This is a genomic window from Methylobacterium sp. E-065, assembly GCF_022829605.1.
Taxonomy (GTDB): Bacteria; Pseudomonadota; Alphaproteobacteria; order Rhizobiales; family Beijerinckiaceae; genus Methylobacterium.
Map to the genome: position 1 here is coordinate 20,287 of NZ_JAKSYD010000220.1, position 21,107 is coordinate 41,393.

17 protein-coding genes and 1 pseudogene are annotated in these 21,107 nt (G+C 65.5%); 14 read left to right on the plus strand and 4 right to left on the minus strand.

The window, feature by feature from the left end; genetic code table 11:
- Positions 1 to 6: 6 nt before the first annotated feature.
- Positions 7 to 1,017 (minus strand): 2,3-diaminopropionate biosynthesis protein SbnB, encoded by a 1,011-nt coding sequence (sbnB, locus tag MKK84_RS25855; protein ID WP_243924887.1) that lies wholly within the window; start codon positions 1,015 to 1,017, stop codon positions 7 to 9.
- A gap of 110 nt (positions 1,018 to 1,127) precedes the next feature.
- The gene (gene sbnA / locus MKK84_RS25860) at positions 1,128 to 2,129 is read right to left on the minus strand and encodes a 2,3-diaminopropionate biosynthesis protein SbnA (RefSeq protein WP_243924888.1); all 1,002 of its coding nucleotides are present in this window, start codon (positions 2,127 to 2,129) and stop codon (positions 1,128 to 1,130) included.
- A gap of 113 nt (positions 2,130 to 2,242) precedes the next feature.
- Between sbnA and MKK84_RS25865 the strand changes: the two genes are divergently transcribed.
- The 8 genes and pseudogenes from MKK84_RS25865 (at position 2,243) to MKK84_RS25895 (ending at position 11,089) form a co-directional block, all read left to right on the plus strand.
- Positions 2,243 to 2,536, plus strand: coding sequence for a hypothetical protein (locus MKK84_RS25865; RefSeq protein ID WP_243924889.1), 294 nt, complete (start codon positions 2,243 to 2,245; stop codon positions 2,534 to 2,536).
- Between the two features lie 200 nt (positions 2,537 to 2,736).
- Positions 2,737 to 4,890: a TonB-dependent receptor gene (locus MKK84_RS25870; protein ID WP_243924890.1), complete on the plus strand. Its 2,154-nt coding sequence runs from the start codon at positions 2,737 to 2,739 to the stop codon at positions 4,888 to 4,890.
- A gap of 457 nt (positions 4,891 to 5,347) precedes the next feature.
- Complete coding sequence (locus MKK84_RS36005; protein ID WP_409566546.1) at positions 5,348 to 5,770, plus strand: transposase; 423 nt, start codon at positions 5,348 to 5,350, stop codon at positions 5,768 to 5,770.
- Positions 5,668 to 6,171 carry a transposase gene (locus tag MKK84_RS36010; RefSeq protein WP_409566547.1) on the plus strand — a complete coding sequence of 168 codons (504 nt, stop codon included), beginning with the start codon at positions 5,668 to 5,670 and terminating at the stop codon, positions 6,169 to 6,171. The genes MKK84_RS36005 and MKK84_RS36010 overlap by 103 nt, the downstream gene beginning before the upstream one ends.
- 81 nt (positions 6,172 to 6,252) lie before the next feature.
- Positions 6,253 to 6,411, plus strand: a pseudogene (locus MKK84_RS25880) (DUF4113 domain-containing protein); the annotation flags it as partial.
- 350 nt (positions 6,412 to 6,761) lie between these two features.
- On the plus strand, positions 6,762 to 7,307 hold the full coding sequence (locus MKK84_RS25885; protein WP_243924891.1) for an RNA polymerase sigma factor: 546 nt from the start codon (positions 6,762 to 6,764) through the stop codon (positions 7,305 to 7,307).
- Positions 7,308 to 7,397: 90 nt separating this feature from the next.
- Positions 7,398 to 8,411, plus strand: a complete 1,014-nt coding sequence (locus MKK84_RS25890; RefSeq protein ID WP_243924892.1) for a FecR family protein — start codon at positions 7,398 to 7,400, stop codon at positions 8,409 to 8,411.
- A 125-nt stretch (positions 8,412 to 8,536) separates the two neighbouring features.
- The gene (locus tag MKK84_RS25895) at positions 8,537 to 11,089 is read left to right on the plus strand and encodes a TonB-dependent siderophore receptor (RefSeq protein WP_243924893.1); all 2,553 of its coding nucleotides are present in this window, start codon (positions 8,537 to 8,539) and stop codon (positions 11,087 to 11,089) included.
- Positions 11,090 to 11,603: 514 nt separating this feature from the next.
- Here the strand turns inward: MKK84_RS25895 and MKK84_RS25900 are convergent.
- On the minus strand, positions 11,604 to 12,218 hold the full coding sequence (locus tag MKK84_RS25900) for a TetR/AcrR family transcriptional regulator (protein ID WP_243924894.1): 615 nt from the start codon (positions 12,216 to 12,218) through the stop codon (positions 11,604 to 11,606).
- A gap of 88 nt (positions 12,219 to 12,306) precedes the next feature.
- Between MKK84_RS25900 and MKK84_RS25905 the strand changes: the two genes are divergently transcribed.
- The 3 genes from MKK84_RS25905 (at position 12,307) to MKK84_RS25915 (ending at position 17,677) form a co-directional block, all read left to right on the plus strand.
- Positions 12,307 to 13,554, plus strand: a complete 1,248-nt coding sequence (locus MKK84_RS25905; RefSeq protein WP_243924895.1) for an efflux RND transporter periplasmic adaptor subunit — start codon at positions 12,307 to 12,309, stop codon at positions 13,552 to 13,554.
- 94 nt (positions 13,555 to 13,648) lie between these two features.
- Positions 13,649 to 16,843 carry an efflux RND transporter permease subunit gene (locus tag MKK84_RS25910; protein ID WP_243924905.1) on the plus strand — a complete coding sequence of 1,065 codons (3,195 nt, stop codon included), beginning with the start codon at positions 13,649 to 13,651 and terminating at the stop codon, positions 16,841 to 16,843.
- 120 nt (positions 16,844 to 16,963) lie between these two features.
- The gene (locus MKK84_RS25915) at positions 16,964 to 17,677 is read left to right on the plus strand and encodes an IS5 family transposase (RefSeq protein ID WP_243924906.1); all 714 of its coding nucleotides are present in this window, start codon (positions 16,964 to 16,966) and stop codon (positions 17,675 to 17,677) included.
- 757 nt (positions 17,678 to 18,434) lie between these two features.
- Here MKK84_RS25915 and MKK84_RS25920 read toward each other — a convergent pair.
- Complete coding sequence (locus MKK84_RS25920; protein WP_243924896.1) at positions 18,435 to 18,737, minus strand: hypothetical protein; 303 nt, start codon at positions 18,735 to 18,737, stop codon at positions 18,435 to 18,437.
- A gap of 387 nt (positions 18,738 to 19,124) precedes the next feature.
- Here MKK84_RS25920 and MKK84_RS25925 point away from each other — a divergent pair, with 387 nt between their 5' ends.
- Genes MKK84_RS25925 through MKK84_RS25935 form a run of 3 tightly spaced genes read left to right on the plus strand, consistent with a single transcriptional unit; the run spans position 19,125 to position 20,056 of the window.
- A complete protein-coding gene (locus MKK84_RS25925; protein ID WP_243924897.1) occupies positions 19,125 to 19,430 on the plus strand; it encodes a hypothetical protein in 306 nt (101 codons plus the stop codon).
- A gap of 15 nt (positions 19,431 to 19,445) precedes the next feature.
- Positions 19,446 to 19,715 carry a hypothetical protein gene (locus MKK84_RS25930; RefSeq protein ID WP_243924898.1) on the plus strand — a complete coding sequence of 90 codons (270 nt, stop codon included), beginning with the start codon at positions 19,446 to 19,448 and terminating at the stop codon, positions 19,713 to 19,715.
- A gap of 8 nt (positions 19,716 to 19,723) precedes the next feature.
- Entirely contained in the window at positions 19,724 to 20,056 is a 333-nt protein-coding gene (locus MKK84_RS25935; protein ID WP_243924899.1) for a hypothetical protein, read from the plus strand.
- The last annotated feature ends 1,051 nt before the right edge of the window (positions 20,057 to 21,107 follow it).

Sequence of the window (21,107 nt, forward strand, 5' to 3'; positions counted from 1 at the left end):
CAGTCCTCAGAACAACGGCAGCACGGTGCCGGCTCCGCTCTCTTCCGCCCGGCGCAGGACGGCACGGGCGCAGGCGATGTCGTCGATCGCCATGCCCATCGGGTTGAGCAAGATGATCTCGCGATCATTCTCCCGCCCGGGCTTGCGCCCGACCACGACCTCACCGAGCTCGGCGTGCAGTTTCTCGCGCGAGAATTCGCCGGCCTCGACGAGGAGATTGAAGATCTTCTTCTCGCGGTTGCACTGATCCCAGTCGTCGACGACGACCTTGTCGGCCTTGAGGAAGACGTCACGCTCGACATCCATGATCGAGACGTTGGCGAGCAACGTTCCGAGGCTGAGCCAGTGGAAGGGCAGGTAGGGTCGGTCGGTCACCGTGCAGGTGACGACGACGGGGCATTCGCGCACCGCCGCCTCCGCGCTCGCCGCGATGACGGTCTTCAGGCGCGGAAAGCTGTCGCGTAGGCGCGCGGCGAGATCCTCGGCCGCGCTCTCGCGCACATCGAACAGGCGCAGCCGGGTCAGGCCCGGGAACTGCTCGGCCAGGGTCTGGGCCTGCCGCGCCGCGATGGGGCCGCAGCCGATGAGCGCGACCTCCGAGAAATCCGGTCGCGCGAGATGGCGGACCGCGATCCCGGTGACGGCCGCGGTGCGCATAGCGCTGATGAGACCCGCCTCCAAGACCGCGATCGGATAGTTGGTCCCGGGATCGTTGAGCACGATCAGGGCACTGGCCCGTTCGAGGCCGCGCGCGGCCGGATTGTCGTGCTTCGAGCCGATCCACTTGAGGCCGGCGGCTGGCCGCTCCCCGCCGATCCAGGCCGGCATGGCGATGATCCGATCGGCGATGTGGGTCGAGCGGGGGCTGCGCAGGTACGGCTTCAGCGGTTGGACGAAGTCGCCCGCCGCGTGCAGGCGGAAGCCCTCCTCGACGGCTGCCATGTAGAGGTCGGAGTGCTCTCCTCCGATCGCGGCGATATCGGTGCGCGACAGGTAGCGCAGGCTGGTCGAGCCCATGACGGTGATCCTTAGCGTTGTCGTTCGACAAAGCGCCACCTGGCGGTCAGGCCGCGCGACCATGAGGCGGCGTCCGCTTCGCGCGGACGCACGGCATCGGAAGGCTGGCGTCAGGCGGCTTCGGGCCGTGACAGCAGGCGCCGATAGGAGGTCTCGAAGGATTGGGTCGTGCGCCGGTCGGCGGCGGGCCAATCCGGATCGTAGACCGTATCGAGATAGCGCTCGCCCCGATCGGGAAGCAGCGTCACGATGCGCGCGCCTCGGTCGAGGTGCGGGATCAGCTTCGCGATCGCCGCGACGACGGTGCCGGAGGAGCCGCCAGCGAGGATCCCCTGGGTCTCCACCAACCTGCGGCAGCCGAGCGCGGATTCCCAGTCCGTCGCGTACACCACCGCATCGACCTCGGGCAGGGCGAGCTGCTCCGGGACGCGACTGGCTCCGATGCCGGGAATGTCCCGCCGTCCGCCCGGCGCGCCGAAGATGACGGACCCATCGATATCGACGGCCACGACCTCGATGCGGGGCCAGCGCTCACGCAGGCGGCGTGCGAGGCCCATCAAGGTCCCGCAGGTCGAGACGGCTGCCACGACGTGAGTCGGCTCGACCGGCAGGTCGCGCACGATCTCGGCGCCGATGCCGTGATAGTGCGCGCGCCAATTATCGGGGTTGGCATACTGGTTGAGCCAGACGGCGCCGGGGAGGATGCGGGACAATTCCGCCACCCGTCGCACCCGGGTGTGCAGGTAGCCGCCCTCCGCGTCCTTCTCCTTCACCAAATCGATCTTCCCGCCGAAGGCTTCGATGAGCCGCCGGTTCGTCGGCGCAATATTGGGATCGACAACGGCCGTGAAGGGAATGCCGCAGCGTTGCGCGATCATCGCCAGCGCGATCGCGAGGTTGCCCGATGAGCTCTCGACCAGATGGCTCTGTCGTGTGAGCCGCCCGGCCGCGATGGCTTGGGAGACCATGTAGTGCGCGGTGCGATCCTTCACGCTGCCGCCGATGTTGAGCATCTCCAGCTTGGCGAAGACGGGGACGATGTCCGGAGGGAACATCCTGTCCAGAGGTACGAGCGGTGTGTTGCCGACGCGGACTTCGAGCAATGAATGCATGTGTAACGTCCCACAGTCTCTTGGACCGTCGAAAAGCACTGGCGGCGCAGGCGAGTCTGAACATCCGCCACCCACACAGAAGATGCAGGGCCAATCCGCATCGGACATATCCGATGGCCGTCTTCTTGCAAATGTTTTTGATGATATTGCCAAACAAAAGAAATGTAATTAGACTAAATACCCGGTATGCCAGCAGTTTTGTTTGTAAAACAATTCAATTGTTCGAAGAATTGGTTCTGTTTTCCAGCGCGTTGACCATCCAGGCGCGGGTCAGGTTCGCGTCCGCGGCCGAGCCGTCTCAGGCCTGGGCGAACGCCGCGGGGCGAGCGGAGGCTGTGGAAGGTGCCGACGCGATGATCGTTAAAGTCAAACTCCAGACGAATAATCTAGAGATGTTCTATTTCTAGAGCGTGCTGTATGAGCAACAAGAGTCTGATCATGCGATAAACTGCGAGGCTGAGGTGTTGCACCTGCAGAGACATTCGGATCAGATCCTGAGAATGCTGTCGTTGCTGCGGAGTTCCGTCTCTCCGGCACATCAAACCAGAGTTGTATTTGCATGTCGCGCGTCCGACACTTTCGCTTCGGAGCCCGTCGGCGGGTCGAGATGAGCCTCGGTCTTGCTGCGCTGACGGTTCCCTGCCTCGTTGCCGGAGCGGTCGCGCGGGAGGAGATCCGGCTCGACGAGATTTCGGTGGAGGCGCGTGGCAACGGTCAGCCTTTGCCGACCAACCGGAACGCAGTCGTGGGGCCGCCGCCGCCGGCTTTTTCCGGCGGCGACGTCGGCTCAGGCTCGCGGCTCGGTCTGCTCGGCAATCGCAACGTCTTCGATCAACCCTTCAGCTCGACCAGCTACACGGAAAAGCTTATTCGCGATCAGCAGGCGCGCAACGTGCAGGATGTGGTCAACAACGACCCCTCTATCCGCACCAACGTGCCGGCCTTCTCCGGCATCCTGGGCTTCTTCATCCGCGGATTCCCGGTCTTTGCCCAGGACATCGGCTTCAACGGCTTGTTCGGCGTCGCCGACGCCTTCAATCCGGCGATCGAGCCGATCGAGCGCGTGGAAGTGCTCCGTGGCCCCTCGACGCTGCTCTCGGGCGTCCCGCCCTTCGGCAATATCGGCGGCATCATCAACCTGATCCCGAAGCGGGCCGAAGACCAACCGCTCACCCGGGCAACGCTCGGCTATGGATCCGATGCCCAGGTCTACAAAGCCGTGGATATCGGCCGCCGGTTCGGTGACGCGAAAGAATGGGGCCTTCGTTTTAACGGCGCCTTCAACAACGGCCACACGCCGATCGACAATCAGACCATCCACTTCGGCGTTGCCGCCCTCGTCCTCGACTATCGCGGCGAGCGCGTCCGTGCGAGCCTCGACCTCGGTTATCAGGAACTCGACTTCGCCGCCCCGCTCCGCAACCGCGCCGTCGCGGCGGGCGTGCGCATTCCGCGCGCGCCTGATCTGACCCTGAACCAGCATCAGCCCTGGGAGGACCGCGACAGCGCCAGCCAGCAGATCGCCACGCGCATCGAACACGATCTGAGCCCGGACCTCACCGTGTACGGTGCCTACGGCCGCTCGAACTTCCGGCAGGAATACCTCGGCGGCGTCTTGACGATCTTCAACACACGCGGCGATTACCGCGATCCCGTCAGCTATCTGCCGTTCCACATCGTCAACCAGACGGCCGAGGCGGGTCTGCGCGGCACCGTCGAGACCGGGCCGGTCAAGCACAGCTTCGGCCTTGCCGCGGTCGGGTTCTGGCAGAACCTCGCCCAGCCACCGGCGCAGACTGTCGGCGCGACCATCGTGTCGAACCTGTACGATCCGGTCTATGTCGCGCCCCGCTCGACCGCGGGTCTCTCGAACGCGACGCCGCGCACCTCGAGCCGCATCAACCGCAGCATCGCCATCGCCGACACCCTGTCGATTCTCGACGACCGCGTGTTGCTCACCCTCGGTGGCCGCTGGCAGAGCCTCGACGTGAATTCCTACTCTCCGGTTTCGGGCTTTCGCACCGGCGCCAGCGAGAGCGGCGCCTTCTCGCCCGGTATCGGACTCGTGGTGAAACCGTGGGAGCGGCTCTCACTCTACGCCAACTACGTCGAGGGACTGACCTCGCCGGCCCCGCCGGTGAACGCCGTCAACGCCTCCACTGCCTTTTCGGCCGCGGTCTCCCGCCAGACCGAGGCGGGCGCAAAATACGATTTCGGGAGCGTCGGTGTCGGGTTCGCGGCGTTCGAGATCGAGCAGCCCTTCGGCTTCCTCGACGCCCGCACGCTCGTGTTCTCGGTCGACGGGCGTCAGCGCAACCGCGGCGTCGAACTCACGCTGTTCGGCGAGCCGACACCCGGTATCCGCCTCCTCGGTGGCGTCAGCCTGCTCGACGGCGTGCAGGTCCGCTCACAGGATCCGCGCAACGTGGGCCGGGTCGCGGTCGGCGTGCCGGACGTACAGCTCAACCTCTATGGCGAGTACGATCTGCCGCAACATCTCATCCCTGGCCTGGCATTGACGGGCCGGGTGATCTACACCGCGAAGCAGTACTACGATCTGGCCAACAGCCAGAAAATCCCGGATTGGGCTACACTGGATCTCGGGTTGCGCTACGCCACCACGATCCAGGATCATCCGCTGACGCTGCGCGCGAATGTCGTCAACGTGACAGGTAAGAACTATTGGGCCTCGACTGGCCGCGGCATCCTCAGCCAAGGTACGCCACGCACCGTCCTGCTGTCCGCAGCGATGGATTTTTGAGGTGCTTCGAGCACTCGACCTGGGCTTGACGCCTATGGTCTCGACGCGGCCCGGGCGGTTTTCCCGACGCAACGGTTCTGTCTTGTATCATCTGCCCCCTGCGACCCGGCTTGGACTTGGTTCCCTGAAATCGTCCCAAAGCCGTGGCGGTTGAGCGGACCGGCAACGAATCTGCTCGATCCCACGCTCGGCGAAGCGGCCTCGACTACCGTCGAGGCGAGCGAGTGAATCCAGGAGTAGCTGGGTATAGAGCCAACGCATAATGATGCCGTGCACGCGAAGAGCGAATTTATTACGTCGAACATTTCTTGGACGAATGAAACGAGAGAAGTAAGTGCAAGTATGACCGATTAGCTCGATCGGTTCCGCGCGGGTCCGGGCTTGCGGATGCTTGGATGGACGGGCTTGGAGCGCCTGACAGAACGGCCACGGATCGTTTGGGCGGGCGTTGGTGGGTATGGCACGCCCGCTTCTTCCCGCTGATCTCTGGGACGCGATCGCCCCGCTCCTTCCGCCGCCCCGGCCCCGTCCGAAGGGCGGGCGACGACCGATCGAGAACCAGGCGGCGCCGACCGGGATCCTGTTCGTGCTGCGCTCGGGCCTGCCCTGGGAGATACTGCCCGCCAAGATGGGCTGCGGCGGCGGGATGAGTTGCTGGCGGCGCCTGCGCGACTGGCGGGAGGCAGGGGTGTGGGTGCGCCTGCATCAGGTCCTGCTGGAGCGCCTGCACGCGGCGGGTGAGATCGACTGGAGCCGGGCGAGCCCGGGACAGCGAGCCTGTCCCGGCGAAAAAGGGGCTCTGCGACGGGCCCGGGTAAGCCGGGCACGAAGCACCACCTTGTCACCGATGCGCGCGGTACACCGCTCGGCTTCGGCCTGAGCGGCGCCGACCGGCACGACAGCGTGATGATGGCACCGACCCTCGATGCCATCCCAGCCCTGCGCAACGGTCGGCGGGGCCGGCCGCGACATCGCCCGGACAAACTGCACGCCGACAAGGCCTACGACGCCAAGCCCCGACGCCGGGGTGTGCCGAGCGCGGGGGATCATGCCGCGCATCGCCCGCCGCGGCATCGAGAGCAGCGAGCGGCTCGGCCGCCATCGCGGGGTCGTCAAGCGCACCCGCGCGTGGTTCAACCGCTTCCGCCGCCTGCCCGTCCGCTACGAGCGATGCGCCGACATCTCCGAAGCCTTCACCCGCTTCGCCTCCGTCACCAGCCTCACGGCTGCCGACGGCCTCAACAACCCAGCTTGGAAAGAACCGCCTCAAACAGACTCTAAGAACTTGGACCACCGGCTGAGGTCGGATCACGTTCCGACCACGCGACGTCTTTTTCCTGATTCCCTATGATAAGATGACGGGTCGCGGCGATGGACGCATGCAACGCGCGCTGGGGCCGGGGCGCCGTGGTACCGGCGCGGGCGGGGCTGCTCAGCGGCCGCGAGTGGAACACGAAGTTCGCGATGCGTACGCCGCGCTACACGACGCAGGTCGGCGAGTTGCCGGTGGCGCAGGCGTGAGGGTCGTGCCGTCGAGCTCCAGTTGGTCTGCTTAGGCCGGGAGACGGCCTTTACCGCCATGGCGGCAACCGGACATCCATTCCTTTGCCAAATCTTCTTGCGGTTCTCTCCAAAGCCACCTGTAAGAAGACCGTCTGCGCGCTTCCGTTGGAGATCGCATCACCGCATCGAACAACATCGCTTGTGACTGGGGTAATCGTAAGTCGGCAGCAGTTTTATTAAATAGAAAAATTTAAAACTAGTGCGATGTATCTTGGGAGTGACTTTTATGTTCTTGCTCCAACGTCTATCGTCGCGATACGCAAAGGCATAGCCAAGTCACCCCAGCCGTCTCTCACAGGCAGAGGTCCATGCCTGCCGTCGATCCCGCCCCTGATGGGCCTGCGAGCCGATTGGCGAGTCTTTATCGCAGCCATTACGAGGCCTTGCTGCGATTTCTGAGCCGAAAGGTCGGTCGACACGAGGCGTCCGACCTGATGCATGAGGCCTTCATCCGAGTGGCGCGGTCCGAGCAGGACCAGATCGTTCTTCACAACGAACGCGCCTTCCTGTTTCAGATCGCGGCGAACTTGGCCGTGGATCACAACAGGGCGCAGATGCGCCGGTCCCGGCTGCTCATGCCCGTCGAGATCGACGATCTTCTGGCTGTCGCCGACGAGGGACCGGGCCCAGACCGGCAGGCACAGGGCCGCCTCGACCTGCAGAGGCTCGGTGCGGCCCTGCGCGAACTTCCGCCCCGGCGCGCCGAGGCCTTCCGCCTCAGCCGGATCGAAGGCTTGAGCCACGCATCCATCGCCGCGCGCCTCGGCGTATCACTTCGAACGGTGGAGGCCGAGGTCAGTATGGCGCTTGATCATTGTGCGGACCGTCTCCGACCAAGCCGGATCCCGGATTGATTGCGGGATGCCGTGCATCGAAACGTCTTGCTGCAGGATGCTCTTTCCGTGCGATGGCGCGAAACGCATCCGCCGACCGGCGAGTAAAGAATGAGCGAGCCGAACCAACAGCATACGGCTACAAACGGCGACGATCACAGCGTCCGTCGGCAGGCGCACGCCTGGGTCGTCCACCTGACCTCGGGAACGGCGACGCAGGATGACGCCCAGGCCCTCGCCGCTTGGCGCTCCACGCCCGAGCACGACGCCGCATTCCGAGCTGCCGCTGGACTATGGCGGCGGGCGGGCGACGCCCTTGCGTCCACGGCCGGGCCGGCAATTGCCCGGGAGGCGCCGCGCGGGATGACCCGGCGGCGCATGCTCGGCCGAGTGGCCGCCGGCGGGGTCGCGACGGCCTCCATCGCAGCCGCGGGCGCGACGCTTGTGTTGCGGTTGCCGACCCTGCGTGCTGCATACCGGACGGGCATAGGCGAAATCCGGACGGTGACCCTGCCGGCCGGCATCCGCATCGAGCTGGATGCCGAGACGGCCCTGGACGCTCAGCTCGACGACATGCGGCAGGCCATCGTTCTGCATGCCGGCTCGGCGGCCGTCACCGTTCCAGCCACCCGTGCTCCTCTCACGATGGTCGTGGGCGAGGTGCGCCTCATCACCGAGCCGAGCGAGCCGGCGGAGGTTGTCATTCGGTGCAGGCCTCGCGGAGGCCTGTCCGGCTGGGTCGGCGGCCAGGATGTCGACGTGGCCTGCCTGTTCGGCCGAGTCACCGTCGTTGCCGCACCGGGCATTCCTGCGACGCGCCTCGCGGCCGGACAGGAGGTCGAGATCGGACCGGATGCCCGCAGCCCCCACGCCATCGACGTCGCCGCCACGGCCGCTTGGAGGCGGGGCCTGCTCGTCTTCCGCGATACGCCGCTGTCGCAGGTCGTGGACGATCTCAACCGGTACCGGCCGGGCCGGATCGTCGTCGCCAGTTCGGCCACGGCCGCCCGGCGGGTGACGGGCGTGTTCCACCTCGCGCGACCGGAGGAAGCTCTCGGCAGCATCCGCACCGCCCTAGCCCTATCGGAGGTCAGGTTCGGCGACCGTCTCGTCGTCCTGCGCTGAGCGCCGCCCAGTCGCGTCGGACCGAGAAGGGCACGACGTTTTTTTTGCGGGCTCGCCGCCCGGCGCGCGTCTGAGGAGTCAGACGGGCGATCACGACCCGTCGGGCAGCGGAGACAAGCCGCAAGATGACGTGGGGCACGACGATGGCGGAAGGACGCGGGCGGCATCGGACGGGAGACGGCTACCGGATGGCGATGGGATTGAGTGGGGTCGCGGCGCTCGTGTTGGCCCTGCCGACGCAGACTTCGGCGGCTATCGCCCCCGAGGGTCTGACCGGGGCGAAGGTCGAGGCGCGGGTCGTCCGCGTGGCATCGCCCAATCCGGATATGGACGAGTCCCTCGACTTCCTGATTGCCGAGCAGCCCCTCGACGAGGCTCTGGCGTCTTATGGCACCGTCAGCGGCGTGCAACTGATCTACGACAGCAACGCCAGCCGCCGCCTGCGCTCGACACCGCTCGCCGGGCGCTACGACCTTAGAGAAGGCTTGCGGCAACTGCTTGCGGGCACCGGTCTGGTGCCGCACTTCACGGCCAAGCGCTCGGCGACCATCGTCGGCCTCGTCGCACAGGCCGAGATCGATAGTCTCCAAGACGGCACCGTCGCCCTCGACGCCTTGGAGGTAACAGCCGATACAGCCCTCGGGCCAGTCAATGGCTACGTCGCCAGACGCAGCGCGACGGCGACGAAGACCGGCACGTCGATCCTGGAAACGCCGCAGGCGATCAACGTGGTCGGCCGGAAGGAAATTGAGGATCGGCAGGCGCAGAACGTGCGCCAAGCGCTGCTCTACACGCCGGGCGTGCTCACGCAGTACGGCACGGACCTGCGCTACGATTGGCTCTACGTCCGCGGCTTTGTGCCCGGACGCTACCTCGATGGCCTGCGCTTGCCGTTCGGCGCACGGGGCTACTCGCAGCCACTCATCGAGTCGTACGGCCTGGAGCGCATCGAGTTGCTGAAGGGCCCATCATCGGGACTCTACGGGCAGAACTCGCCGGGTGGCCTGCTCAACCTCGTCAGCAAACGTCCGAGCGCCGTGCCTTTGCACGAGATCCAACTCCAGACTGGCAGCTTCGGACGTGCTCAGGCTGCCTTCGACCTGTCCGGTCCCGTCGATCCCGACGGCCGGATCCTGTATCGCCTGACCGGGCTCACTCGGACCACCGGAACCCAGGTGGATTACCTGGAGGAAGACCGGGTCTTCATCGCACCGAGCGTCGCGTTCCGACCGGATGCCGACACGTCCTTCACGATCCTGTCGCAGTACCTACACATCGACTCGCCCGGCGGCGGAGCGCCCCAGGGCCTCCCGACCCTCGGCACCCTGTACACGAACCCGCGCGGGCGCATTCCCACGAGACTCTTCATCGGCGAGCCGAATTACGACCGGTTCAAGCTCGACCAAAGCTTTATCGGCTACGCCTTCGAGCATCGCTTCGATGATGTCTGGACTGTGCGCCAGAACCTGCGATTTGCGCATGTGGAAGCCGACACCCAGCGCGTCCAGGCGATCGGCCTCGCGGCCGATGATCGAACACTGTCCCGTTATGCTTGGGCATTCCCGGAACGCTCGAACCTCTTCAACGTCGACAATCAGCTGGAAGCGCGCTTCCTCACGGGGCCTTTCGCCCACACGCTCCTGTTCGGCGCGGATTACCTGCGTGAGGATGCACGCTATGACGAATCTAACCTGCGGATCGTCCCGTCGATCGACATCTTCGCCCCAGTTTATGCCGGGAGCGTCACCCGGCCGCCGATCGGCACGCGGATCACACAAGGGCGCAATCAGACCGGTCTGTACGCGCAGGACGAGATCCGCGTCGGCGGCTTCAGTCTCACGCTGAGCGGACGCCAGGACTGGGCCGAAGCCACTACTCGGACCCGGGCGGTGTCGACCGGCGCGTTGTCACAGGTGAAGCAGGACGATGCCGCCTTTACCGGCCGCGTTGGCCTGAGCTACCTCTTCGAGGGCGGCTTGGCCCCTTACGTGAGCTACGCGACGTCGTTCCAGCCCACCTCCGGCACCAACCGCCTCGGCACGCCCTTCGCTCCGACCACCGGAGACCAGATCGAGGGCGGTATCAAGGTGCAGCCGACAGGTACGAACCTCTTGCTGACCGGTGCGGTGTTCGATCTCAAACAGCAGAATGTGCTGACGCCGGACGCCCTCGACTTCCGGTTCAACACCCAGGCTGGCGAAGCAAGGGTCCGCGGGCTGGAACTCGAGGCGAAGGCCAGCCTCACCGACAGCCTCGACATGGTCGCCTCCTACGCTGCCATGAACAGCCGGTTCACCAAGGCCAACGCCAACGCGGCAGGTGTCAGCATCGTCGGGAACGAACTGCCCTTCGTTCCCCGCCATCAGGCCTCGGTCTGGCTCGACTACACGATCCGAACGGGGGACTGGGCCGGCCTCGGTCTGGGCGCAGGCGTGCGCTACGTTGGCGTCTCGGTCGGCGACAACGCAAACCTCTACCGAACACCTGCGGTCACGCTCGTCGATGCGGCTGTCCGCTATGATTTTGGGTATCGCCATCCCGAACTGAAGGGCGTCGATCTTGCGCTCAACGCGACGAACCTCTTCGACAAAACTTACGTCACGACGTGCATCGCTGCGACCGGCTGCTTCTACGGAAACAGGCAGACGATCCTCGCGACTCTTCGCTATCGCTGGTAACGACTGAAGACGTTCGTCGCGGATGATTTGGGAAGGGTGAGGTAGCCAGCGCGGTTGGCGGCCCTGATCGTGCACCATAACGCGAGATTTGAGACCGCAAGCGAGCATAGATTTTTACGCCCAAGGATGACTTGAAGCGGACCTACAGAGTGTCTGTACAGGGCCGCGAGCGGTCCCCGCGGCTACATCCACTTCGATGTATCTGCCTCCCCGAATCAGACCCGCGGAAATCCACCCAACCCTGCCGTCCAGAGGAGCCCGCATTCATAACCGAAGCTGGCCGTGAAGCAGCGTGTCCGCTTTAAAGACCTCCCCAAGAAAAGCAGACAGCCTCCTGCGGGCTCAACTCTTTGATTCAGGGTCTTACGGTTGATGCTGTGGGGCGGACGCGACGGCTTTCATGTGCCATCATGCCGCCATTTGCAAAAAACTATAACCCGACGGGACACGAACCGATCGCGACCCCATTGGTGCTGCTCTGCGTTCTCCCGATAACTTCTATAGTCGTCCAAATTCATGATTTGGTTGATACACGAGTGCTTGGATCCGGAAATGCGCTGAGCGATACGCGTGCGACTTCGCGCAGAGCGTCTCGATCAGCGCCAGACGAGGCCAGGACACCCATGCCCGAGGCAACCGTCGAAAGGAACCGTGCTAGCGCGGCTGGGTCGGAGGCTTCTGCAAGGTCTCCATCATCTTGGGCCCGGATGAATCGCTCACGCAGTTCGGTCTCGGTCAACGCGCGCCGAGAAGCCAATTCGAAGGGGATGTTCTCCGAACCCTCGCCGCAGGCGAGCCCACCTTGCACCAATAGGCACCCGGGTGGGTTGGCAGGATCGGTGTGGCTCTCGGCGATGCTATTCAGGAACCGTTCTGCAACCTCGCGGGCACTCGTTCCCGCTAACACGTAGCGCATGTGCTCGGACCGGCGCAGGGCATACCGGTCGAGGGCCGCCCGTAGGAGCCCCTCCTTGCTGCCGAAGGCCGCGTAGAGGCTCGGCGCCTTGATGCCCATCGCTCGGGTCAGCATCGTGAGGCTCGCGCCGTCGTAGCCGTGGCGCCAGAACACCTCCATCGCCTCGTCGAGGGCCTTGTCCGTGTCGAATGACCGGGGCCGCCCCATCACCATTGTCTGCCGGCTCCAGCTTTTGTATCGAGTGGTAGATAAGTCACTTGACGCGCCGCGTCCATGCCGACATGTGTAGCGAACTATACAGATGTCGGAGTCGCCTGTGGACCCCCGTCGCGACGCTTCTCGAACACACTCTCCCGTCCGGCGCAGTGTCGGGATCGGCTTGGCCCTCGCCCTGCTGGCGGGTGTGGCCTACCGGCTGGCCCCTGCCACGCTCGCTCCGGACGGCCCGGCGGTCGCCGCGACGCCCGAGGCCGAACAGGCGGTGGCGGTTCCGGTCGCCACCATCCAGCCCCGCGACGTGATCCTGTGGGACGAGTTCTCGGGCCGCCTCGAGGCCGTCGAGCGCATCGACGTGCGGGCCCGGGTCGGCGGCGCGATCCAGGCGACGCACTTCGTGGAGGGCGAACTGGTGGCGGCCGGCGACCTTCTCGTGACCATCGATCCGGCGCCCTACGCGGCGGAGGTTCAGCGCCTGGAGGCCCAGGTGGCTGGGGCCGAGGCGCGGGTCGCCCTCACGTCGAGCGACTGGGAGCGTGGGCGCAGGCTCTCTGACCAGCAGATCGTTACGGCCCGTGACCTCGATGTCCGCGCCAACGCCTTCAAGGAGGCGAAGGCCAGCCTCGATGCGGCAAAGGCGGCTTTGGAGGCGGCGCGGCTGAACCTGAGCTTCACGCAGGTTCGGGCGGCGGTAAGCGGCCGCGTCGGCCGTCGGGAGATCACGCCGGGCAATCTCGTGGCAACGGGTGCGGGAGCCGCGGTGCTCACGACCCTCGTCTCCGTCGATCCCGTCTACGCGAGCTTCGACGCGGACGAGGGCGTCGTCCTGAAGGCCCTCTCCTCCATTGTCGGGCCGGCAGGCGGACGTGGTAAGCTCGACCGCATCCCCGTTGAGATGGAGACGGTGGAGGGCACCCGAGCCCGGGGGCACCTGCAGTTCATCGACAACAAGGTGGATGCCCGAAGCGGCACCGTCCGGGTGCGGGCCACCTTCGCCAATGGCGACGGCCACCTCATCCCCGGCCAATTCGCACGGATGCGGCTGGGCCAGGCCAGACCCGAACCTCTGCTCCTCGTGGATGAGCGCGCCGTGGGCACCGATCAGGACAAAAAGTTCGTCCTCGTCGTCGGGCCGGACAACCGCGCCGAGTTCCGCGCCATCGCCCTCGGGCGCGCGGTCGATGGCCTGCGCGTCGTCACCTCGGGGCTGTCTGGCGGCGAGCGCATCGTCGTCAACGGCCTGCAGCGGCTGCGCCCCGGCATGCTCCTGCGCCCCGAGCCGGTGGCGATGGGCCTTCGTCCAGGCACCCCGCGCCGGTTCGCCGAGCGCTGACCGCGTCCGAGCGCCCCCACTCCCCCGGATGCCTCCCCGCGACCGCCCCATGGGTGGCCGCCCGGTCCCCCTGTGCCTGATCCCCGAGGGCGCCATGAACCTGTCCAAGTTCTTCATCGACCGCCCGATCTTCGCGGGCGTGCTCTCGGTTCTCATCTTCATCGGCGGCCTCATCTCGCTCTTCGCGATGCCGATCTCCGAGTATCCGGACGTGGTGCCGCCCTCCGTCGTGGTGCGGGCGACCTTCCCCGGCGCCAATCCCAAGGTCATCGTCGAAACCGTGGCCACTCCGATCGAGGAGCAGATCAACGGCGTCGAGGGCATGCTCTACATGTCGAGCCAAGCCACGACCGACGGCATCATGACGCTGACCGTCACGTTCCGACTCGGCACCGATCCCGACAAGGCGCAGCAGCTCGTCCAGAACCGGGTTTCGCAGGCCGAGCCGCGCCTGCCGGCCATCGTGCGCCAGCTCGGCATCGTCACGGTGAAGTCGTCTCCTGATCTCACGATGGTGGTGCATCTCGTTTCGCCCAACGGGCGCTACGACATGACGTACCTGCGCAACTACGCGGTGCTCAACATCAGGGACCGGCTGGCCCGCCTCGACGGCGTCGGCCAAGTGCAGCTGTTTGGCTCGGGCGACTACGCGATGCGGATCTGGCTCGATCCGCAGAAGGTCGCCGAGCACGGCCTCTCAGCGGGCGATGTGGTGCGCGAGATTCAGGCGCAGAACGTCGAGGCGGCGGCGGGCGTCATCGGTGCGTCGCCCGCTGTGCCCGGCCTCGACCTTCAACTGTCCCTCAACGCCGAGGGCCGGCTCACCGGCGAGGAGCAGTTCGGCGACATCGTCGTGAAGACCGGGGAGAACGGCGAGATCACGCGGCTGCGCGACATCGCCCGGGTCGAGCTCGGCGCCTCGGACTATGCCCTGCGTTCGCTCCTCGACAACAAGTCGGCCGTGGCGATCCCGATCTCGCAATCGCCGGGCTCGAACGCGATCCAGATCTCGGACGCGGTTCGCCGGACCATGGCCGAGATCAAGACCAACATGCCGGAGGGGGTCGATTACCAGATCGTCTACGACCCCACGCAGTTCGTACGCGCCTCGATCGAGGCGGTGATCCACACGCTGCTCGAGGCCATCGCCCTCGTCGTCCTCGTGGTGATCCTGTTCCTGCAGACGTGGCGGGCCTCGATCATCCCGCTGCTCGCCGTGCCGGTCTCCATCGTCGGTACATTCGCGGTGATGCATGTCTTCGGCTTCTCGATCAACGCGCTGAGCCTGTTCGGCCTCGTCCTCGCCATCGGCATCGTCGTGGACGACGCCATCGTCGTGGTCGAGAACGTCGAGCGCAATATCGAGGCGGGCTTGTCTCCGAGGGAGGCGAGCTACCAGGCCATGCGCGAGGTCTCGGGGCCGATCATCGCCATCGCCCTCGTGTTGGTCGCTGTCTTCGTGCCGCTGGCCTTCATCAGCGGGCTGACCGGCCAGTTCTACAAGCAGTTCGCTCTGACCATCGCGATCTCGACTGTGATCTCCGCGATCAACTCGCTGACCCTGTCGCCGGCCCTCTCGGCGCTGCTCCTGAGGGATCACCACGCCCCGAAGGACCGACTGACCCGGGTCCTCGACGCCCTGCTCGGATGGTTCTTCCGCCGCTTCAACCGCGCCTTCGGGGCTGCCTCCGACGGTTATGGGCGAGGCGTCGGCGGCGTTGTCTCACGCAAGGGCGCGATGCTGGTCGTCTACCTGGTCCTCGTGGGCGTGACGGTGGCGCTATTCCGCCAGATCCCCGGCGGCTTCGTGCCCGGCCAGGACAAGCAGTACCTCGTCGGCTTCGCGCAGCTTCCCGACGGCGCCACCCTCGACCGAACCGAGGAGGTGATCCGTCGGATGAGCGAGATTGCCTTGAAGGAGCCCGGCGTTGAAAGCGCGGTGGCCTTCCCCGGCCTCTCGATCAACGGCTTCACCAACAGCTCGAACTCGGGGATCGTGTTCTCAACTCTGAAGTCGTTCGACGAACGGAAGGGGCCGGATCTGAACGGGGCGGCCATCGCACAATCCCTGAACAAGAAGTACGCCGCAATTCCCGACGCCTTTATCGTCATGTTTCCGCCCCCGCCGGTGAACGGCCTAGGCACGATCGGCGGCTTCAAGCTTCAGATCGAAGATCGCGCCGGCCTCGGCTACGAGGCCCTCAACGAGGCGACCAAGGCGTTCATGGCGAAGGCCGCAAAGGCGCCCGAGCTGGTCGGTCTGTTCTCCAGCTTCCAGATGAACGTCCCGCAGCTCTTTGCCGATATAGACCGGACAAAGGCGCGCCAACTCCGCATCCCGGTGACGGATGTGTTCGACACGCTGCAGATCTATCTGGGCTCGCTCTACGTCAACGACTTCAACAAGTTCGGCCGGACCTACTCGGTCCGCGTCCAGGCCGACGCGCCGTTCCGTGCTCGCCAGGACGATATCGGCCAGTTGAAGGTCCGCGCTGGATCAGGCGAGATGGTGCCGCTCTCGGCCCTACTGCGCGTCCGCCAGACGGCGGGGCCGGAGCGGGCCATGCGCTACAACGGCTTCCTGTCCGCCGACATCAACGCGGGCGCCGCCCCCGGCTACTCCTCGGGTCAGGCCCAGGACGCGGCGGCCCGCATCGCCGCCGAGACGCTGCCACGGGGCTTCGCCTTCGAGTGGACCGACCTGACCTATCAGGAGTTCATCGCGGGCAATTCGGGCGTCTGGGTCTTCCCGCTGGCACTCCTCCTCGTGTTCCTCGTGCTTGCCGCCCAGTACGAGAGCCTTGCCCTGCCGCTCGCCATCCTGCTGATCGTGCCGATGGGATTGCTCGCGGCGATGTTCGGGGTCTGGCTCTCGGCGGGAGACAACAACGTCTTCACCCAGATCGGTCTGATCGTGCTGGTCGGACTCTCGGCGAAGAACGCCATCCTGATCGTGGAATTCGCCCGCGAACTGGAATTTGCCGGTCGGAGCCCGGTCCAGGCGGCCATTGAGGCCAGTCGCCTGCGGCTGCGCCCGATCTTGATGACCTCGATGGCCTTCATCATGGGCGTGCTACCGCTTGTCACCGCCACTGGGGCCGGATCGGAGATGCGCAGCGCCATGGGCGTAGCGGTCTTTTCCGGGATGATCGGCGTTACGGCCTTCGGCCTGTTCCTTACTCCAGTCTTTTACGTGCTGCTTCGCCGCCTATCGGGCAACCGGCCGCTCAAGCAACATGGCGCAGGAGTGCCGGCCCCCATGGCGGATGGCATCAAACATGCCGCGTAGAACGCGTGCGTCTGAGAGCGCCTAACAGAACGGCACTGCGCTGGATGTGCCGCGTTGGTTTGGCATGGCCAGACCGCTTCTCCGCAATGATACCTCTGGGATAAGATCGCTCCGCTCCCCCTGCCGTCTCGACCTCGTCCGGCAGGTGGGGGTAGCCCGATCGCGAACCGCGCCGCACTGACGGGTATCCTGTTCGTGTTATGCTCGGGGCTACCCTGGGGGATGCTGCCGGCCGAGATGGGCTGCGGCTCGGACATAAGCTGCTGGCGCTTGCTGCGGGATTGGCAGGCGGCGGGTGTGTGGAGCCGCCTGCACGCAGCCGGACAGATCGACTGGCGCCGGGCTTGCCTGGACAGCGCCTCTGTCCCCGCAAATGGGGGGGGCTGCCACCGGCCCGAACCCGACGGACTGGGGCAAGGCGGATACGAAGCGCCACCTCGTCACCGACGCGCGCGGCACGCCGCTCGGCTTCTGCCTAGCGGGGCCAACCGGCACGAGAGCGTCATGATGGCGGCTACTCTCGATGCCATCCCGCCCCTGCGGAGTGGTCGGCGCGGGCGGCCGCGACGGCGTCCAGACAAGCTGCATGCCGATAAAGCCTACGACGCCCGGCGCCGACGCCACGAGTACCGAGCGCGGGGGATCATGCCACGCATCGCACGCCCGGGCATCGAGAGCAGCGAGCGGCTGGGCCGGCACCGATGGGTGGTGGAGCGCACGCACGCTTGGTTCAACCGCTACCGCCGGCTGCCCGTGCGCTGCGAGCGCCGTGCAGGCATCTACGAAGCCTTCACCAGCCTCATTGCACGCAATCAGATCAAACGGTTCCGGTAGGCGCTTTTAATCGGGAAGCGCAAGCGCTCCGATCACGTGATGGCTAGGAGTAACGGGGGTAATGGGTAGAGTGATAGTCGGCCGATGATCGAGATCGGCGCTGCTTGATCCTCGGTTTAGCGGCACCAAGAGGCAGCACCACACCACCGGATAGGAGCACGATTGATAGCTGCGGTCGTGACAGGATCCGCAGACGGCAGGTGCGCCACGGCTGGTTCTGCGGGGCGATTGGCTTCCACCAGCATAGCTGCCGAGAAGCAGCAGACGCCTAGAACGACGATCCAGAACGCGCCTTTTAGGGTTCGAAGTGTTCGCTTGGGCATGGCGGAGATGCTGGGGGCTGTCGGTTAGCGAACCGTTGCGCCGCTCAACAGCTACGAGAACAGTTTGCATCAAGCGGATCGTATGGATCCCATCTGCAGCCGCTCAGCCTCCTTTCGCCACGCATCCCGCTCGTCCTGTGTCGCCTCGATGCGGGCATGCAGGTGACCGGCGGCGATGGCGGTCTCCCTCCGCTTGTCGTGTTGAAACGCGCCTCCAAGATTGAACAGCTAGTGCTGCCGGACGTTCCTGGATGCGTCGCGGTTCCGATAGAAATCCCAGAGCAGGAATGCCGGGAATGGGATCACGATCGCGAAGAAGATCCAATCGAACATCTGTGGCATGGGCAAGCCTTCTACAGGTTACAGGGGAGTCAACCCGCGTCGAGCTCATCGGGGCCGACGCAGGGCCTCGCTACTCTGCGATAAGCGATCAGTTAAATCTTGTCGTCTGGCTCGGTCGCCTCCACGCTCGTGCCCAGCACTCCAGCCGTAGGCTTGGAAACTGGCTCGTGCTTGTCCCCGCCGGTCAGCCCCGATCCGACGTGGGCACCACGTTTGTAGCTGTTGACCTCTTGTTGCCGATTGGGGTGCTGATCGCGGGACGTATCGGGAAAGCGGTAGAGCTGCCGCCAAGGTGTGGACGGCGCACCCAAGCGGATTGCGCTGGGTAGGGTGAACAGCCAAGCCGCAAGCACCATCCACGGCACGACGAAAACAACAAAAGCGGTCAGACCCATGGCGTTCTCCCAGCGGTATTCAGCACCAATGTGGCGAACGCCGGAGAAGTAATACTGATCCTACGGCGAAGATTACAATCGATACTGCGCTGCAGCGCATTCTTCGCGACGGGCAGCGCGATGCGCCAGGGTGCTGATACGGCGCGAGCATCGCCTCTTAGTACCTGTGCGATCTACCGCAGTTCTCAGACCTGACGCCTTGTACCAGTGTTCACGACCGGCCAGAGCATCAGAGACGACGCCGGCGCACGCTGTTTCGGCGGCAGGCGCTTTGGGACCTTTTCGGCAGCCCCTACGCGTAGCTGTCAGATCCGGCATCTCCTCCGAGCGGCAGAAATCCTGCGTTTACGTGCCTGTGGTGACCTGCGAGCGATATCGGAGGTCCGTATGCGGAAGCCTCTGCTGAGGTCCAACGGCGCGGTGGCCCTGGTCGGTCTCCCGCTGTGTGGCACACTGCCTGCCGCTCAGGCTGGCGGTGGCATTGGGGTGGGTGGTGCGGCGGCACAGGGCGCGATTGGCGGCCTTGCGGTCGGTGACGCAATTGCCTCGGCCAATGATGGCTACTGCCTGGGCCGCCCGGTCTATCGCGCGCCACCGCCGGTGTACGTCGAGGAGGTCTGCCACATCGAGCGCCGCGGCTTCATCGATCCCTACGGCGTCGAACACATTCGGCGTGCGCGCGTCTGCGAGTAGGACAGAGCGGCCCCTTTGCAGCAGGCGCTGTTCGCTTTCCGTACTGGCTGTTGCAGCAGTGTAGCAGCCAGTCCCGAACGGCTCAGCTATGGTGCCAACGTCATCAAGGCGCCCTCCATGCTCAACCGCTCGATCCTGGTCCGTAGCGCCTTCATCGGGCTGCTGCTCATCGGCCTTGTGGCGTTGGCTGACAGCATAGTCCGTCAGCAACTGCAGCAGGCCGCGGGCGAGATGGCTACGCTGCCGGCAACAGAGATCGTGCAGACCACCGGCGCAATCCGGTGAACCGGCAGGTGCACATAACCGGCGTGATCGCGCTGGTGACTCTCGGGCCAGTCTCGGCCCTGGCGGCTGAGCCGGCCGATCTGCCAGCGCTGGAACAGGCGTGGCACGTCTGCGTGCGCCAGGCGTACGACGGCCAGCAGGACCGTGGCAGCCGGGCTGGCCGGGAGCGCAACGCGCTCGATGAGTGCAAGCCACACGAGGACCGCTACGTGTCCGCCCTGATGGCTGCCCGCCCCAACGATGCCGACACCCCCATGAACGGCTGGGCTCGGACGTGGGCCGCATACGTGTCGTTCGTGGTGGATCCCGTGGCGGCCTGGATCGAGGCGCTGCGGCGCTGATCCAACGGGAAGCCAGGGTAAACGGACTATTTACCAGATGTGCGCAATTGCACCGAACGCCCTAATCTCCTCGCCCCTGGCCGTCGTTGTACTGGCACACCCACCGGAGACCAGCGGCCATGCTGATCCTCAACCCGCTCACCGGCCAAACTGTCGAGATCGTAGTGCCGCGGCCTCGGCCCTGGACGGCTTGAGATCGCATCAGCTTATGCCCATCTTCGACAGGACACGCGCACACGTAATCGCGCCATAGGCCGGGCGCCTTCACCTACAGTCCGCAGCCCTTCCCTGGCACGCTCAACACAGGCCCCGCTCCTATCGAGCGGAACACGCACTCATGACGCTAGCCGACCTCAACAAACCCGCTGAACTGACCCTCTGGTCCAGCCGCGCCCCAGCTCACACCGCACAAGGGCATCGCTTTCCGACCTTGCGCGCGGCACTCGCTGCCGCGACCGAGGCGATGGATACGGGCGATGCCAGGCCGTGGATCATAACAGACGCTGGCGACATCCTGGCGCCCAGCTGGATAGCCTCGTATCGCCTTTAAACGCCGTGGGCCGGCGCGGCGGGGTGTCCAGTTCCCCCGCCCCCGCATGCGCCGCTGCTCACGCCGCTGCCCGGCCGAGGCCTCACGAGCAAGGTACAGGGGACTGGTCCACACCCATCTGTCGCCACATGCCCGCCTGCAACAAGCACCGTGTGGGTCGCGACCACCTCAGGTGGATCAGCAGTGGGTGCCAACGCTATAACAGGCGGAGATGCGGTCGTCGCGAGCGCGGTACCGGACGGCTTGCCGCGGTGGCCTAGTCCGTCAGCACAGCGATGAGCGAGAACGACGTGGCGAGCATGAACGTGCCCGCCACTAGGGACGAGATCAGCAACATGGTGGACCTTTGGAGTGTCACTACGGCTCTGTTCCTCCAATGATTGAGTGTCACGGGCGGTTGCAAGCCGGTTGTGCATAGCCGACCAGCGCCCGTAGCTCTTCTTGTCGGCGAGTGGCGATCAGTCGGCGCCAGAGCCGATATCGACCCTCACAGGTTGGGCC

Excerpts from the sequence above, each read along its gene's own strand:
- sbnB (WP_243924887.1), bottom strand. The coding sequence starts at position 1,017 with ATGGGCTCGACCAGCCTGCGCTACCTGTCGCGCACCGATATCGCCGCG.
- sbnA (WP_243924888.1), bottom strand. The coding sequence starts at position 2,129 with ATGCATTCATTGCTCGAAGTCCGCGTCGGCAACACACCGCTCGTACCT.
- MKK84_RS25865 (WP_243924889.1), top strand. The coding sequence starts at position 2,243 with ATGGCCGTCTTCTTGCAAATGTTTTTGATGATATTGCCAAACAAAAGA.
- MKK84_RS25870 (WP_243924890.1), top strand. The coding sequence starts at position 2,737 with ATGAGCCTCGGTCTTGCTGCGCTGACGGTTCCCTGCCTCGTTGCCGGA.
- MKK84_RS36005 (WP_409566546.1), top strand. The coding sequence starts at position 5,348 with ATGGCACGCCCGCTTCTTCCCGCTGATCTCTGGGACGCGATCGCCCCG.
- MKK84_RS25885 (WP_243924891.1), top strand. The coding sequence starts at position 6,762 with ATGCCTGCCGTCGATCCCGCCCCTGATGGGCCTGCGAGCCGATTGGCG.
- MKK84_RS25890 (WP_243924892.1), top strand. The coding sequence starts at position 7,398 with ATGAGCGAGCCGAACCAACAGCATACGGCTACAAACGGCGACGATCAC.
- MKK84_RS25895 (WP_243924893.1), top strand. The coding sequence starts at position 8,537 with ATGACGTGGGGCACGACGATGGCGGAAGGACGCGGGCGGCATCGGACG.
- MKK84_RS25900 (WP_243924894.1), bottom strand. The coding sequence starts at position 12,218 with ATGGTGATGGGGCGGCCCCGGTCATTCGACACGGACAAGGCCCTCGAC.
- MKK84_RS25905 (WP_243924895.1), top strand. The coding sequence starts at position 12,307 with ATGTCGGAGTCGCCTGTGGACCCCCGTCGCGACGCTTCTCGAACACAC.
- MKK84_RS25910 (WP_243924905.1), top strand. The coding sequence starts at position 13,649 with ATGAACCTGTCCAAGTTCTTCATCGACCGCCCGATCTTCGCGGGCGTG.
- MKK84_RS25920 (WP_243924896.1), bottom strand. The coding sequence starts at position 18,737 with ATGGGTCTGACCGCTTTTGTTGTTTTCGTCGTGCCGTGGATGGTGCTT.
- MKK84_RS25925 (WP_243924897.1), top strand. The coding sequence starts at position 19,125 with ATGCGGAAGCCTCTGCTGAGGTCCAACGGCGCGGTGGCCCTGGTCGGT.